The following is a 17,819-nucleotide window of genomic DNA, read 5'->3' as shown; positions in this document are numbered from 1 at the left end:
TATTTTGGAGCTCTTGGATATCCTGTTCTTGCAAAGAATTCGTCCAATTCTTTCACTTCTTGTTCATAACGTCCTTCCGTTTTCCATTTTTCAACTAGTTGTTTTGGCAATTCAACATTTTCAACGCTTTCCGTTTTTATGTCTGGTAAGTTTTTAACTAATGTGCAAGTAACTGTTGATTCGTAGTCTTGATAATTACACTGTGGACCCGTTCTCACCCAATCATCTCCATAAACTAGGTCGATTTCTGTAACCGGACCCGTATGATTAATAACAGCATCCAATACAATTCTAATTCCATTTTTATGTGCAACTTCAACTAATTTTTTTAAATCTTCTTTTGTTCCAAAATTAGGATCTAAGCTTGTCCAGTCTTTTGACCAATAGCCGTGAAAAGCATACGTTGCACCTGTTCCTTCATCAACAGCTCCGTGAATTTGTTCAACAATTGGAGTCATCCAAATAGCATTAATTCCTAAGTCGTTAAAATATCCTTCTTCAATTTTTTGAGTAACTCCTTTTAAATCACCTCCCTCAAAACCTCTTAATTTTGAAGCTTCTAGTGTTCTATTAAAATTAACATCGTTTAAAGTATCTCCATTCTTAAATCTGTCGGTTAACATAAAATAGACATTTGCATTTTCCCAAACAAAAGGTACATCTTGCGTTTTTGCTATTTCCTTTTTATCCTGATTTTTATCTTTACAACTTAGTACTGCAACAAATAAAATTATGATATAAACAAATTTCCTCATCCTATTTTAGAATTTAATTTTTATTGATTTTTCTTTTGAATTATTAATTGAAACTGGAATTACTAATGTGTTATTTTTAGCATTCCAAGTAAATTTATAACCTTTTACTTTTTTTGGTTTTACTGAAATATTATGAACTATTAAATTAATTTCTTTTGAAGAAAAATTAAAGCTATTCCCTAATTCTGTTTCAATTTCAATAGTTAAACAGTTCTTTTTGAATTCACTTTCAAAATTAAAAATCTCATACATTCCTTTTTCAAAAGCATCTGGAGTTTCACCATCATCATTGTATAATTCATCTTCACTTTCTTTCACTGTTTCATCAAAATAAAAATGCAAATCAAACTCGTTTAAATTATAGATTGAAGTATTTTGAATTGACTGAATCATAGGAATAAAAGCACCTCCACGAACATACGTTGGTATACTTTCTTCATTTAATTCAATTACTTTTGTTTGTCCTCCTTCAACTTTTTCATCCGTATAAAAATTAAACCAATTAGACTTTGATGGGAAGTAAACTTCTTGCTCGGTAATTCCTTGTTTTACCACAGGACTTATTAAAAAATGTTCTCCCCATAAATAGGTTTTATCATAATTTAACAACATTGAATTTGAAGGTTGCTCAAAAAATAACGGGCGCATTAATGCTATTCCTTTTTGGTTATTTTCAAAAGAAAGCGTGTAATTATAAGGCATTAAACTATAACGTAATTCTATCGATTTTTTGGCTAAAGCTTTTGTTTTAGGTTCTCTAAAAACAGGTTCAGAAGGAACTTCTTCTTGTGCATGAGGTCTAAATATTGGTTGAAAAACGCCATATTGTAACCAACGTGTGTATAATTCATTGTCTAAATTATTACCTGCAAAACCACCTAAATCTGAATGCATATATCCTAAACCTTGCATTCCCATTTGTAAAGCTATTTCCATTTGAGATTGTAAACCTCCCCAACTTCTATTCACATCTCCCGACCACGGAATTAATCCATAATGTTGCGAACCAGAATAACCTGCACGCATCAAAATAAACGGACGCTGATTTGGGAAGTCTTTTTGATAGCCTTCAAAAATTAATTTAGCCCAATTATGTCCATAAATATTATGAACCTCATCAGCAGTTCCAGTTGCGTGTAATAAATCAGAAGGATGAACTTCTGGCTCCCCTAAATCTCCCCACCAACCTGCAACTCCATAATTATTAAACTTTTTATAAATATCCCAAAACCATTGTTTTCCTTCTGGTTTAAAAATATCTACAATTCCAGTGTTTCCAAAGTAAAAATCGTATTTATAAGCCTCTCCCTCTTTGGTTTTTCCTAAAACATCTTGTTCTACAGCTTCATCCCATTTTTTTGAAGTTGTTAAAATAAAAGGTTCCGAAATTAAAATTGTTTTAACACCTTTCTCCTTTAAATCTGAAATCATTTTTTTAGGATTTGGGAACGAATCTTTTTCGAATTCAAAGTTTCCCATAGTTCCTTTCATTTCTTTTCCAAACCAAAATAAATCCAAAATAATAGCATCTACAGGAATTTCTTCTTCTATAAATGCATCTATTGTTTCAGTAACTTCTTTTTGAGAATGATATCCAAATCTACTTGAAAAATTACCCAAAGCCCAACGAGGAATCATTGGTTGTTTTCCAGTTAAATTTACATAATTCTCAACCAATTCTTCCCAATCATCACCAGCAATAACTTGATATGTTTTACGACCAGATATCGTTTCATAAGACAATGTATTTGATTTTTTACTATCCAAATCTAAATAACCTATTGGGGCGTTATCAAAATGTATCGCATACATTTTTGAAGAATACACCACAGGAATGGTAAAATTCATTAATTCTGAATGCGTTTCGTATCCATAGTGTGCCTTATTATATAACTCTAATCTATAGCCTCTTCTATTCATTCCTAAAGCGCGAGCTCCTCCACCAAACAAAACTTCATCATCTGTCAAATTAAAATCTAACACTTCATAATCTTCATTTTTTGAATATCCATTCTTCTCTGAAGTTAATAAATTCCCTTCGTAATAATATGAAACTTGAAATGGAGAATGTGAAATTTTAACAGAAATATTTAACATTTTAATTTCAGTTAAATTGGTGTTTTCAATTATTTCCATTTCAACAGCTTTTGTTTTTAAAACTACTGCGTGAGAATTTGGATTGAATGTTTCTCCATTTGGTATAAACGAAGTTTCTATAATTTCGTTTCCGTAAGGTTGAAAACGATACAAACCATCGTTTGTCTTTACTTCAACAAAAGTTTTGTATTTAGTAACACTTTCAAATTCTCTTTTTGAATTTTGAGAAAAAGAGAAAGAAACAGACAAAACAATTATGAAGATTGTCAATATTTTATTTAAGTACTTCATTTAATTAAGAATTATATTATTTTATTTCTTTAACAAAAATTCAACAGGAATTTGAAAACGTTGATTCCAAGAGTTTTCAGAATGATCGTGACCTTCAAATTTTAAGTTTTTTGAATTTAATTCGTTGTAACCTTTTAATTTTAAAACCTCATCTAATTCTTTTTGAAATGGTAAATAATACTCATCTAATGTGTTTGTACCATAATCAAAGTATATTTTATGGTTTTTAGCCGTAGGTAAATTTTGAGCTAAATATCTAAAAAATGTTGTTGGAACTAAACTATTTTCTTGTGGCATAAACCCAATCCAATGAGTTGATAAACAAGCTGCACCACCAAAAATTTCAGGATATTCACACAATGCATACATGGATATTAATCCGCCCATACTTGATCCTGCTATAAAAGTATTTTCAGGAGTTGTAAGTGTTGAAAAATTAGCATCAATAAATGGCTTTACTTCTTCAACTATGAATTTTAAATATTCATCTGATTGAATCCCTTTAAATTCTGTTCCAAATTGTTTTGTCGCAGTTTCAAAAATTGAATCTTTAAATTTTTTAGGTAACAGATCAAATGGTTTTTGCGGATAATATTCAGTATGTCTGATATCCGAATGATTCCACATTGCAACAACAATACAGTCTTTAATCTTAGCTGAATCAATTAAACCGCCTACAATTTCATCAACTTTCCATTCTTGTTTGTTCCAAGTTGTATTGGCATCAAATAGCATTTGTCCATCGTGCATATATAAAACTGCATATTTTTCATTTTTAGAATAATTATTTGGCAGCCAAACATCTATAGTTCGTGGTCGAACAAATTTCGAAGGAAAGCTATCAATTCGTTTTATAGTTCCTGAAGATAAATTTCCTGAGTAATCTGAAATTTCTATGTTAACATCTTCTTTTACAACTTGTTGTTTCTCTTTACAAGAAATAAAAACTAAAACAAATGTAATTACTAAGATACTTTTGAAAGCTTTCATTATTTACTTTTTAGTGGTTAAAATCACAACTCCTTTTGAATTTAATTTTAAAGACTCTTCCCAAGTAAATTCATCATTTGAAATAATATTTCTAACTTGTTTTCCCGATAATCCTATTTCTTTAAATCGGTTTAAATCTAAATTAATAGGCAATTCATTTTTGTTTAAAATAATAGTTACAATTTCTTCATCTAGAATTCTGAATAAAACATAAACACCTTTTTCAGGCGCAAAATGAATTGTTTTCCCTGAATGTATAGCATCACTATTTTTACGATAATTTAATACTTTCTTCAAAAATGATTGCATTTCAAGTTGATCTGTGCTTAATCCTCTCCCTGTAAAAGCATTTGTTTTATCATTTTCCCAACCTCCAGGGAAATCAGTTCTAATTAAACCGTGATCTCCAGGTTTAGCAGCATCGCTAATTAAAACCTCAGTTCCATAATAAACTTGTGCAACTCTTGGCAATGCTAACAAATATCCCATAGCCATTTCCGTTTTTACAACATCCTCATTAAGCTGTGTAAAAATCCTACTCATATCATGATTGTCTGGAAAAATCATAATTTTACTCGGATTTGCATACGAAAAATCGTTTGCCAGTCCTTCATATATTTTTACCAATCCTTTATCCCAACTATCTTCTTCATTTAAAGCACTAACAATAGCGTGTTGCATTGGAAAATCCATGGTTGAACTTAAATTTGATTTATAGCCATCTTTATTGTTTTTTCCATCTTGCCAATAACCAACTAATAACGGATTTAAACTCCATTCCTCTCCAACAATACTCATATTTGGATATTCATTCATAATTGTTCCCGCCCAATTCGCCATAAATTCTTTATCTGGATAAGGATATGTATCCTGACGAACACCACCTAAATCCAATGTTTCAATCCACCAAATGCTATTTTGAATTAAATATTTTGCCAATAAAGGATTTCGCTGATTTAAATCTGGCATTGAAGAAACAAACCAACCCTCGCTCATTAAAGCTTTATCTTTTTTTGAAGCATAACTATCTTGATTTGTAGTTCTTCTATGATTTGTAGTAACAATATTACCTTCTAAAAACTCTTTTTGATAATTCACCCAGTCATTTGTTGGTAAATCTTTCATCCACCAATGTCCTGCTCCAATATGATTTTCAACCATATCCATTACCAATTTAATACCTCTTTCTTTTGATTTTGTAGCCAATTCAATATATTCATCCATAGTTCCAAATCTTGGATCTGGCTGGTATAAATCTGTAATTGCATACCCGTGATATGAACTTTCTATCATATCATTGGTTAAAACAGGAGTTGACCAAATAGCAGTAAATCCCATATCGGAAATATAATCTAAGTGATTGGTAATTCCTTTGATATCTCCACCATGACGAGCATAATCATCTTTTCTATTGATGCCTTGTTCCTTTAAACCTTTAACAATATCATTTGAAGTATCTGCATTTGCAAAACGATCTGGAGTAATTAAATAAATAGCATCTGAACTATTAAAACCTTCACGAAGTTTTGAGTCTTTATTACGTTCTTTTAATTCATAATCTATGCTGAAATTATGTCGTTTCCCTGTTTTTGAAAAATTAATTTTAAATTTTCCTACAACGGCTTTTGAAACATCCACAGTTAAAAAAAGATAGTTTTTATTTTCTGTTCTTTTAATCTGCTTTAAATCAATTGTTGCATCTTTTATTTCAGGAGAATAACTTGAAATATTTTCACCATAAACTAATAGTTCAACTTCATTATTATTCATTCCAACCCACCAATTTGGCGGTTCAACTCGTTCTATTTTTTGAGCGTTAATTGTTAGGCTTATTAATAAAAGGAATATAAAAGAAATTGTTTTCATCTGAATAAATTTTTAAGTTATAAATTCCTTCTTTACTAACTTAAATATTATTTATAAAGAAGGAATTCAAATTAAACCGTTACTAATTTATTTGGGGTAACAGTTATTAATTTTTTGTTTACTTGTATTGCTAAATCTAACGTACCATCTAATTCAAAAGTAGTTCCAGATTGATTTACTCTTACTTTTAGTGTTTGATTTCTAAAATTAATTGTAAATGAGTACGATTTCCATTGTTCAGGTATTTGTGGGTTGAAAGATAAATTTCCACTTTCATTCACTCGCATACCTCCAAATCCTTGTACTATAGACATCCAAGTTCCAGCCATACTTGTAATATGACAACCTTCATCTACTTCATGATTGTAATCATCTAAATCTAAACGAGATGTACGTACATACTGTTCGTAAGCTTTTGGCATTCTATCAATAGATGCTGCTAAAATTGAGTGAACACAAGGCGATAAAGATGATTCATGAACAGTTAATGGCTCATAAAAATCGAAATGACGCTCTAGCTCCTCTTTGGAAAATTTATTTTCAAAAAAGAACATTCCTTGTAAAACATCAGCTTGTTTAATATAACAAGAACGTAAAATACGGTCCCAAGACCATTTTTGATTTATTGGTCGTTCAGATTTTGGTAATTCACTTACAGGAATTAATTCTTTATCTAAAAAATTATCTTGTTGTAAATAAACATTGTGCTTTTCACTAAATGGAAAATACATATTATCTGCAACATTCATCCATTTATCAGTTTCTGTTTTAGTCAATTTTGTTTTAACCATTACTCGGTTAAAATCATCTTCAAACTGTTCTTGTACTTTATTTATACATTCTACAGCATATTCAATACACCATTTTGCTAAATAATTTGTGTAAAAGTTGTTATTTACATTGTTTTCGTATTCATTAGGTCCGGTTACACCTAAAATTACATATTGATTTTTAGCTGCTGAAAAATTAGCTCTTTGATGCCAAAAACGTGCAACAGCAATCATAACTTCTAAACCGAATTTTGGAATATAATCGAAATCTTGTGTATAATTTACATAGTTATAAATTCCATAAATCATAGCTCCATTTCTATGAATTTCTTCAAAAGTAATTTCCCACTCATTATGGCATTCTTCACCATTCATTGTTACCATTGGATACAAAGCTGCGCCATTTTTAAAACCTAATTTCTCGGCATTTTCAATAGCTTTATCCAGTTGATTGTATCTGTAAAGTAATAAGTTTTTTGCAACGTCAGAATTTTTTGTTCCCATATAAAAAGGAATACAATAAGCTTCTGTATCCCAATAGGTACTTCCTCCGTATTTTTCACCCGTAAAACCTTTTGGACCAATATTTAAACGAGCATCAGTACCCATATAGGTTTGATTCAGTTGAAAAATATTAAACCTGATTCCTTGTTGTGCTTTTACATCGCCTTCAATGATAATATCAGCGGTTTGCCAAATTTCTGCCCACGATTGTTCTTGAAGTTTTAATAATTTTTTAAAACCAATTAAACTTGCCTCTTTCACATTTTGAAGACAAGCATCTATCAATTCATCATTATTATAATTCAAAGAACTTACATAACTTCCATATTTATAAATTGTAGCCGTATCACCTTCTAATACATTAATCTTATAAGTATATGTTATTGATTTTTCCTCAATTTTAGTTTTTTGCGGAGCACTAATTTTTTTATTGTTTAACTTCAATAAAATTTCCATAGCTGTTACCACATGGAATTCTGTTTTTAGCGTTTTTGCATAAATACAGCCATTCTTTTTACCCTCAACTAATTTTAATGTTTCCCAAAAATATTCATCGTAGTTAGCATCTTCGTTTACAATACCTGCATCTAAATATGGTGAAAAAGTAATTTCTCCTGAGAAATTTACAGCTTTTACACTGTATTCTATTGCCCCAACTTCATTTAATTCAACACTGATCAATCTTTTTGCTTCAACTCTAATTTCTTCTCCTGTTTGAAGTATCGCATTAAAAGAACGGCTTAACCATCCTTCTTTCATGTTCAATTCTCTTCTAAAGTTAGATACTTTACACAAGTTTAAATCTAAATTAGTGTTGTTAATTTGTACATGAATACCAATCCAATTTGGAGCATTCAAAACTTTTGCAAAATACTCAGGATATCCATTTTTCCACCATCCAACTCTTGTTTTATCAGGGTAATAAACACCTCCAATATAACTACCTTGTAATGTTTCACCAGAATAATCTTCTTCAAAATTGGCACGTTGGCCCATTGCTCCATTTCCAATGCTAAATAGACTTTCAGAAGCTTTTACATTTTCAACATCAAAGACTTCTTCAATAATTGACCATTCATTTGGAACTATATAATTCTTATTCATCTTTTTCTAATTAATTAGATTTTTTAAAAAATCAACTGTAAAGCCTTTTGTATCTTTTAATATATACGTAGCTTCACTTAACAATTCGGCATCGCCAATTCCTATACTTATCATTTTTGCAGCATTTGCAGCTTCAACACCAGCAATAGCATCTTCAACTACTATACAGTTTTCTGGCTTCATATGAAGTTTTTTGGCCCCTATTAAAAACACTTCCGGATCTGGTTTAGCTTTAGACACATCATTTCCATCAACAATAGCCGCAAATCGCTCTATTAATCCTACTTTTTTAAGAATTAATGGAGCATTTTTACTCGCTGAACCTAAAGCATATTTTATACCCTTAGCATCTAAATAATTTAATAGCTCATTAATTCCTGGCAAAATTTCTTCATCAGTCATTTTATTTACATATCCCAAATACTCCGTATTTTTTTGAAGTAAATATGCTTGTTTTTCTTCTTCTGACAATTCAACTTTTCCAAGATTCAACAAAATTTCAAGCGATTTAACTCTGCTCACTCCTTTTAATAATTCATTTTGCTCTTCCGTAAAATCAAACCCTAAAGAATTTGCTAAATTTCTCCAAGCTAAATAATGATACTTTGCTGTATCTACTATAACACCATCCAAATCAAATATAAAACCTATCTCTTTTTTCATTTATTTATCCATTAATTACTACGTCATCTACATCTTTAACTCTTACCACTAACATTGCTGCAATTAATAATGAAACACCACTAATAACTAGAGCGAAAATTGGATTACCTCCGTAAACATATTTTACAATTGGCCCACCTATTATTGCATTAATTATTTGAGGAATTACAATGAAGAAATTAAATATCCCCATATAAACTCCCATTTTTTTCGCAGGAATAGATCCCGCTAAAATTGCATAAGGCATTGCTAAAATACTAGCCCAAGCTATACCAATTCCAAACATAGAAAGAAATAACCAGTTTTCGTTTGGAACAAAATAAATAGAAATTAATCCTAAACCTCCACAAACTAACCCAATTGTATACGTCATTTTTCTACCGAATTTTTTAGCTATTGCTGGTAAAAAGAATGCATATACTGCTGAAACAGCATTGTAAGCACCGAATAAAATTCCAACCCAATCTCCTGCAGTTTGATATGCTGTACCGTGATCATCTAAAGACAAACCATAAACGTGATGTGCAATTGCTGGTGTAGCAAATACCCACATACCAAATAAACCAAACCATGAGAAAAATTGAACAGAGCTCAATTGTTTCATTGTTAATGGCATTTTCTTAAAATCAGAAAAAATATCAAATAAACTAGATGTTTCTTCAACTTCTTCTTCCTCTTTACTAAACTGAGCCATTTCTTCTGGAGAATACTCTTTAGTTGTAAATACAGTAATTAAAATACTCACAACTAAAACTGCAGCTCCAATAATGAATGAAAGCAATAAATTGAGTGGCACTTCACCTTCTGCTGCATTATTTGAAACACCAAACCAATTTGCTAATGCATACGGTAACCAAGAACCTATTACAGCTCCAATACCAATTAATACAGTTTGAATACTAAATCCAAGTGTTCTTTGATCTGAAGGCAATAAATCAGCAACTAATGCTCTAAATGGTTCCATCGCTACATTAAATGAAGCATCCATAATCATAAGCATACCAGCTCCAACCCATAATGCCGGCATAAATGCCGTAAACATATCTGCATTAGGCATTAAAATTAACCCTGCTGCCGCTAATAAAGCTCCAACCAAAAAATAGGGGCGTCTTCTACCAAGTTTTGTCCAAGTTCTATCACTATAATAACCTATAATAGGTTGAACAATTAAACCTGTTAATGGAGCTACAACCCAAAACCAAGAAAGTTCGTGTACGTCAGCACCAAAAATTTGTAAAATTCTACTTGCATTCGCATTTTGCAATGCAAAACCCATTTGAATTCCTAAGAAACCGAAACTCATGTTCCAAATATCCCAGAAACTAAGTTTCCTTTTTTCCATAAATGTTAATATTAGAAATTAACAATGCAAAGCAATATTGCTTTAATTGTTTGATGTGAAGTGTGTGAAAATAGTAATGTAAAATCTCTTTTACGAAGCAAATATATAATATTATTTTAATTTTTAAGCTTTTTAAATACAAGATTTAGAGTTAAATATCGTATTTATACTACTACAACCTTTGAGTTAAAAGATTTTTTTGAGAAAAACTTAAATAAAAAAACGGTATAACTATATTTTAATTTTTTAAACCTGCTAATGAAGTAGATTTTCTTATTTTAAGATTTGTTGAAATAACTTCTTTTTTAAATTCTAAAGGTGCTGAATTCTCAATCCTATTAATTAATAATTCAGCAGCTTGGTTTCCCATTAAAAAACCGTGTTGCTCTACACAAGTTAATGGAGGTGATGTAAAGGCTGAAATTAATCCACTTGTAAAACCAATAATTGCAATGTCTTCTGGAATTGATAATCCCTTTTCTTTTGCTATAATTAAAGCATTTGCAGCATATATTTCATTCACTGCAAGAATTCCATCTGGTGGGTTTGGAACGTCAAACACCTTTTCTATTTGCGATGGTAAATCATTTTTATCATTTAATTTATAAATCAGATTTTCATCTATTTCAACTCCTCTAGTAGTTAATGCTTTCAAATATCCTTCTTTTCTTAAAGAACCAACTGACACATAATCCTCAGTTGTAATCAGTGCTATGCGTTTTGCGCCAACATCCATTAAATGATTTGTAGCTTTAAAAGCTCCACCAACATCATCAATTACCACTTTATCACATTCTATTTCATTGATTATTCTATCAAATAAAACCAATGGAAATTCATCTTTGGTTAATGCTTCAAAATGCTTATAAATTTTATTTTCTTGTGTTTCTCTAGCTACAGATACTATTAAACCATCTACACTCCCATTAGCCAATAAACTAAAGTTTAGGACTTCTTTTTCATATGATTCATTTGAAACACAAACCATTACATTATATCCTTTTTGATTTGCATATTGCTCAATCCCATCAATTACAGTTGAAAAAAAATGGTGAACAATTTCTGGAATTATAACTCCAATAACTGATGTTTTTTGATTTCTAAGTTGTAACGCTAAATTGTTGGGTTTGTAATTATAAAAATTCGCGTACGCCTGAATTCTTTCACGTACCTCCTCACTTATTTCATGACTTCCTTTTAGCGCCTTTGAAACCGTTGAAATAGAGACACTAAATTCCTTTGCAATTTTTTTAAGTGTTATTCTTGGCTTCATCTTAATATTGTTATCCTGTTTTGTACAAATATAAAATTAATAAAGGAACTATATACCATTATGAAGTGTAAGATTATTCGTTTCCTATTCAAATTTAACCTTAAAAAGTGCTATTTTAATAAAAATTAACGATTTAGATAGAAAAAAAATGAATCAACTCTAACGTTAGAGTGAAAAAGTTATAAACACGAAAACGTTTGCGTAACATTTAAAATAGTGTTAAATCTGTGTTAACTTCTTAACTTCACACTGTGAAATGTAATGAAAATAGTACAAATTATTTAAAAACTTAATTATTAATTAACTTAAAATAGATGAAAAATTTCAAACTTTTTCTATTGACTGTTATCGTATTTTTACCGCTTAGTTTGTTCGCGCAACAAACAGTAACTGGTAAGGTAACAGAAAAAGCTACTGGTAGTGAATTACCGGGAGTTGGTATTATTATAAAAGGAACTGTAAAAGGTACCGCAACTGATTTTGATGGGAATTATATCCTAGAAAATATAAATCAGGGTGATGTACTTGTGTTTTCTTATATTGGGTTTACGACCCTGGAAGTAACTGTAGGTGCAAGTGGTACAATAAATGTAGCATTGGATCAAAGTGCAGAAACATTAGACGAGATTGTTCTTATTGGTTATGGGAGTACCAAAAAGGAAGATTTAACCGGATCTGTAGACTTAATTACGTCTAAAGACTTTAATGAAGGACCTATAGTATCTGCTCAACAATTGATTAGTGGTAAAATTGCCGGGGTTTCTGTAACTTCTGGTAGTGGAGCTCCTGGTGAAGGGCAAAGCATTATTATTAGAGGTCTTGGATCTTTATCATTAACAAGTTCTCCTTTAATTGTAGTTGATGGAATCCCTTTAAATGATGGAGGAGTTGGAGGATCTAGAAATCCTTTAAACTTAATCAACCCAAATGATATTGAAAGCATGGTAGTTTTAAAAGATGCCTCTGCAACAGCCATTTATGGTTCTAGAGCAGCTAATGGTGTAATTTTGATTACTACAAAAAAAGGAAAGGACACTGATTTCAAATTTAACGTAAGCTCATCAACATCTTCTTATGTTGCAATTGATCAGGTAGATGTACTTTCTGCTTCTCAATTTCGTGATTTAGTAAATAGCACTGGAGATGCAGATGCTATAGGTCGTTTAGGTTCAGCCACAACAAATTGGCAAGATGAAATTTATACCAATGCTATTGGATCTGATCATTCTTTTAGTGCTTTAGGAAGTGCTCATGGAATACCAATGAGAGCTTCTTTGGGATATTCTGATCACGAAGGCACATTAAAAGGTGATAACTTTAAACGTACAACAGCAGCTTTAAATTTAACACCTACTTTATTAGATAATCATTTAAAAATAGAGTTAAATGCTCGTGGAATGTACACCGAAAATACATTTGCTAATAGAGGAGCCATTGGATCAGCTGTTGGTTTTGACCCAACACAATGGGTACGTGATACAAGTTCAATATTTAAAAATTATTTCGCTTGGACCGGTACTAATGGATATCAATTAAACTTAGCTGGTTCAAACCCTGTTGCGCTACTTAATTTAGTAGATGATAATGCAGAGGTAAGACGTTTTGTTGGGAATGCAAAATTCGATTACAAATTGCATTTCTTCTCAGATATAACTGCTACTGTTAATGTTGGTTATGACAAATCAAATAGCCATGGTAGAAATATTACTTCAGAATTTATTCCTACTTCAGATACCTCATGGAATGGTTCAAGAAGTACCTATACTCAAGATGCAATTAACAAATTATTTGATGCTTATTTAACTTATAACAAATCATTTAATGAATTACATAATTTAAATCTTGTTACAGGTTACTCCTATCAAAAATTCGAATTTGATAATTATAATTATGATAGTGAAAAGGAAGAAGATGGTAATGATTTTGAATTTATTGACAAATCCGAAAATGTTCTTTTATCTTATTTTGGTAGGTTCAATTATTCCTATGATAGTAAATATTTATTTACTGCAACATTAAGAGCTGATGCCTCTTCAAAATTAAATCCAAACGACCGTTGGGGGTATTTTCCTTCATTAGCTGCTGCTTGGAACATTCATAAAGAAAATTTTATGAAAGATGGGATTTTCAATGAATTAAAATTAAGAGCTGGTTATGGTGAAGTTGGTAATGTAAATGGTTTAGGCGATTATAATTTTTTAACAAGATATACTGGAAGTCAATCTACCGCAAATTATCAATTTGGAAATGCTTTTTATCAAACTTTTAGACCTGAACCAATAAATGAAGATTTACGTTGGGAAGTTGGTAGAACATATAACATTGGTTTAGACTATGCTTTATTAGATAAAAGAATAACTGGATCTGTTAATGCTTATCTTAAAGAAACGAAAGATTTAATTTCATCTGCTTTTATTGATCCGTTTACAAATTTTGGAAATCGTATTGATAAAAATATTGGTGATATGGAAAATAAAGGTGTTGAATTTACCATAAATGTAATTCCAGTGCAAACTGACGATTTAAAATTAAACATCAGTTATAATGTGGCTTTCAACCAAAATGAAGTAACTAAACTACCTTTTGACCAATCAGTTGGTGGTATTAGTGGTGGTGTTGGTAACAACATACAAATTCATACAGAAGGTGAATCTCCATTTAGTTATTTAGTTTACAAACAAATTTATGATACTACAGGTGCTCCAATTGAAGGTGCTTTTGTTGATAGAAATGGGGATAATATTATTAATGACGATGATAGATATATTTATAAAGACCCATATGCTGATGTTATTATGGGATTAAATGCTGATTTAAATTATAAAAATTGGGATTTATCTGTAGTCACTAGAGCTAATATTGGTAATTACGCTTACAATAACGTAGCTTCTAGCAATGGTTATTTAAGAAGAGCAACTGCCAACAGTATTTTAACAAACTTACATGCTAATCATTTAAATACTGGCTTTGTAGAAACAACAGAGCAAAACTTATTAAGTGATTACTTTATTGATGAGGCTTCTTTTTTCAAAATTGACAATATCACTTTAGGGTGTCGTTTAGACAAAGTTATGGATGATGTTGTTTTTAGATTATATGGATCTGTACAAAATGTTGCTACAATTACCGATTATAAAGGGTTAGACCCAGAAATATCAGGTGGAATTGACAATAATTTTTATCCTAGACCAAGAACATTTGTGTTAGGCGTTAATATTGATTTTTAATAAAATAATAGAAAAATGAAAAATATATTAAAAAAACTCATTTTTGCTGTAGCTATCACGTTTTTTATGGCATCATGTCATGACGATTTAAATTTATCGCCAATTGATCCTGATAGTTTTACACAAGAAGATGTATTTGCAAGTGCTAATGACGCCCAAGGTGCCTTAGCTAAATTATATGCTGGTTTAACACTAACAGGTCAAGAAGGACCTGCTGGTCAGCCAGATATTGCTGATATTGATGAAGGTTTCTCACAGTTTTCGAGAATGCTGTTTAACCTTAATGTTTTAACTACAGACGAAGCTGTAGTAGGATGGGGAGATCCAGGTTTACCTGATTTACATGGAATGTCATGGTCAAGTAGTAATGATTTTACTGAAGCTATGTACTCTCGTTTAGCGCAAGAAGTATCATTTAGTAATTCATTTATTAAAAATGCTACTTTATTAAATGAAAATACAGAAGTACAATATTATATTGCTGAAGCTCGATTTTTAAGAGCCTATGCATATTATAATTTAATGGATCTTTATGCTAATGTTCCTTTAACTTCAGATATTTCTACTGACTTACCTTTACAAAGCAATAGAACTGAGATTTTCTCTTTTGTGGAGTCTGAATTACTAGAAATTCAAGATTTATTAAAACCGGGAGGTTCAAATGAATATGGTAGAGTTGATCAAGTTGCTGCTTGGGCATTGTTATCAAGATTATACTTAAATGCTGAAGTTTGGATAAATGAAGCAAAATATACTGAATGTGTAACTTTCTCAAACAACGTTATAAATTCATCTTACTCAATTAATATGAATGATGCTAACGGAAACGGAACTGCTTATGACGAATTATTTTTAGCAGATAACGATACCAATGGTGCACAAAGCGAATTTATTTTTGCTTTAAATTTTGATGGTCTTCAATCACAAACTTATGGTGGTACTACTTTCTTAGTTCATGCCGCTATTGGTGGTACAATGAATGCTGCAGATTTTGGTGTAAATGGAGGCTGGGGAGGCTTACGTACTACTAAAACTTTAGTTGAAAAATTTGCATCAGAAGATCAAAGAGGTATGTTTCATACAGATGGACAAAATTTGGAAATAGAAAAAATCCCTCCATTTAAAGAAGGTTATGCTATTGCTAAATTTAAAAATGTAGATTCTAATGGAAATGCTGGTAATGATACAGGTGGTGATTTTGTTGATACAGATTTACCTTTAATTCGTTTAGCTGAAATATATTTAAATTATGCTGAAGCTTCTTTAAGAGGTGGCGGCGGTGATTTAGGTATAGCTACATCTAAAATAAACGAATTACGTACTAGAGCCTATGGTAACACAACTGGTAATATTTCAAGTGCTGATTTAGATTTAAATTTTGTTTTAGACGAAAGATCTAGAGAATTGTATTGGGAAGGTCAAAGACGTACTGATTTAGTTCGTTACAATTATTTCACTACAAATAGTTTTTTATGGCCTTTTAAAGGAAATGTCCCTAATGGAACTTCAGTAGATCAATTCAGAAATATTTTCCCTTTACCAACTAACGTATTATCAACCAATCCTAATCTTACTCAAAACGTAGGGTATTAAAAAATTAAAACTAGAAACAATGAAAACAATAAAAATTTTAACATTACTAATTTTAGTCTTGGTAGGCTTTAATTCGTGTCAAGATGATGATAAGTTTGAATTTATTGCTCAAACTCCTCAAGAAACTATTCAATTTGTAAACTCATTTCAAAATGAATATATATTAACAAGCCAAACTTCTAAAAATTTAGCAGAACGATTTGTTTGGGTTTCTCCAGATTTTGGTGTAGAAACTATTGTAAATTATGAAATGCAAGGATCAATAAGTGAAACATTTGATGTTTATACCGTTTTAGGTACAACAACTGAAAATGAAATAGGAGTTACAATTAATCAATTGATGAATTTGGCTGCAGAAGCAGGTTTAGATAATGACCCTACTACCGAAGAACCAAATATTGGTAGCATCTACTTTAGAATAAAAGCCTCTATAGGAACACAAGGTGAAAGCGAATCGTTTTCACAAGTTCAAGCCTTAAATGTGAATATTCCTGAAATAGTAGCTGCAGCTAATGGTTTTGCTGTTACTACTTGGGGTGTTGTAGGTTCTGGATATAATAATTGGGGCGCTTATCTTGATTCTCCTTTCTATACAACTAGCGATTCAGATGTTTTAGTAGCTTACGCTACCTTATTTGATGGTGAAATTAAATTCAGAGACGATAACGCTTGGGCTCTTAATTATGGTGATACTGGAGCAGATGGTATATTAGATAATGGTGGTGATAATATTGCTGTAACAGCTGGTACCTATAAAATTACTTTTAATACAAATACACTTGCATACAGTATTGAACCATTTTTATGGGGTATAGTAGGTTCTGGTTATAATGATTGGGGTGCTACGCCTGATGCAAAGTTTTACTATGATTATACAACTGATACTTTTAAAGTAGGTGTTAAACTACTTGATGGTGAAATTAAATTTAGGTTTAATGCAGATTGGGGTGTGAATTTTGGTGATTCAGGTGCAGATGGAACTTTAGATGATGGAGGAGATAATATTGCTGTAACTAGTGGCTTTTATACTGTAACATTAGACTTGAATAATAATGAATACACTATTGTTGAAGCAGATATATGGGGAATTGTAGGTTCTGGCTATAATGATTGGGGTGCTACGCCTGATTTTAGTTTGACTGAGGTGAATCCAGGTATCTGGGTTGGAGATATTGCAACCCTTGTTGATGGTGAAATCAAATTCCGTCTAAATGAAGACTGGGGCTTCAATTATGGTGATACTGGAGCAGATGGAACAATAGATGATGGAGGAGACAATATTGCAGTAACAGCAGGAAACTATAGAATAATGCTAGATATTAATAATGGCACTTATTTATTAAA

The 17,819-nt window shown here is 31.0% G+C and carries 11 protein-coding genes; 3 read left to right on the top strand and 8 right to left on the bottom strand.

Annotation, left to right across the window (positions count from 1 at the left end):
- The 8 genes from Q0352_RS03385 to Q0352_RS03350 form a co-directional block, all read right to left on the bottom strand.
- A partial coding sequence (locus Q0352_RS03385) for an alpha-amylase family glycosyl hydrolase (RefSeq protein WP_299523632.1) occupies positions 1-755 on the bottom strand: 755 nt, incomplete at its 3' end.
- A gap of 6 nt (positions 756-761) precedes the next feature.
- Positions 762-3,143, bottom strand: coding sequence for a TIM-barrel domain-containing protein (locus Q0352_RS03380; protein WP_299523629.1), 2,382 nt, complete (start codon positions 3,141-3,143; stop codon positions 762-764).
- A 21-nt stretch (positions 3,144-3,164) separates the two neighbouring features.
- Positions 3,165-4,133, bottom strand: a complete 969-nt coding sequence (locus Q0352_RS03375; protein WP_299523626.1) for an alpha/beta hydrolase-fold protein — start codon at positions 4,131-4,133, stop codon at positions 3,165-3,167.
- A 3-nt stretch (positions 4,134-4,136) separates the two neighbouring features.
- Positions 4,137-5,999, bottom strand: a complete 1,863-nt coding sequence (locus Q0352_RS03370) for a glycoside hydrolase family 13 protein (RefSeq protein ID WP_299523623.1) — start codon at positions 5,997-5,999, stop codon at positions 4,137-4,139.
- A gap of 71 nt (positions 6,000-6,070) precedes the next feature.
- Positions 6,071-8,377 (bottom strand): family 65 glycosyl hydrolase domain-containing protein, encoded by a 2,307-nt coding sequence (locus Q0352_RS03365; protein ID WP_299523620.1) that lies wholly within the window; start codon positions 8,375-8,377, stop codon positions 6,071-6,073.
- A 6-nt stretch (positions 8,378-8,383) separates the two neighbouring features.
- On the bottom strand, positions 8,384-9,040 hold the full coding sequence (gene pgmB / locus Q0352_RS03360) for a beta-phosphoglucomutase (protein WP_299523617.1): 657 nt from the start codon (positions 9,038-9,040) through the stop codon (positions 8,384-8,386).
- A 4-nt stretch (positions 9,041-9,044) separates the two neighbouring features.
- Positions 9,045-10,382: an MFS transporter gene (locus Q0352_RS03355; protein ID WP_299523614.1), complete on the bottom strand. Its 1,338-nt coding sequence runs from the start codon at positions 10,380-10,382 to the stop codon at positions 9,045-9,047.
- Positions 10,383-10,620: 238 nt separating this feature from the next.
- Positions 10,621-11,655, bottom strand: a complete 1,035-nt coding sequence (locus Q0352_RS03350; protein ID WP_299523611.1) for a LacI family DNA-binding transcriptional regulator — start codon at positions 11,653-11,655, stop codon at positions 10,621-10,623.
- A gap of 314 nt (positions 11,656-11,969) precedes the next feature.
- Between Q0352_RS03350 and Q0352_RS03345 the strand changes: the two genes are divergently transcribed.
- The 3 genes from Q0352_RS03345 to Q0352_RS03335 form a co-directional block, all read left to right on the top strand.
- Complete coding sequence (locus Q0352_RS03345; RefSeq protein WP_299523609.1) at positions 11,970-14,882, top strand: SusC/RagA family TonB-linked outer membrane protein; 2,913 nt, start codon at positions 11,970-11,972, stop codon at positions 14,880-14,882.
- Positions 14,883-14,897: 15 nt separating this feature from the next.
- The gene (locus Q0352_RS03340) at positions 14,898-16,475 is read left to right on the top strand and encodes a RagB/SusD family nutrient uptake outer membrane protein (protein WP_299523605.1); all 1,578 of its coding nucleotides are present in this window, start codon (positions 14,898-14,900) and stop codon (positions 16,473-16,475) included.
- Between the two features lie 19 nt (positions 16,476-16,494).
- On the top strand, positions 16,495-17,819 hold a 1,325-nt coding region (locus Q0352_RS03335; protein WP_299523602.1), incomplete at its 3' end, for a SusE domain-containing protein.

The organism is uncultured Lutibacter sp. (genome assembly GCF_937891065.1).
Classification (GTDB): Bacteria; Bacteroidota; Bacteroidia; order Flavobacteriales; family Flavobacteriaceae; genus Lutibacter.
This window is presented reverse-complemented; position numbering and strand designations above follow the sequence as displayed.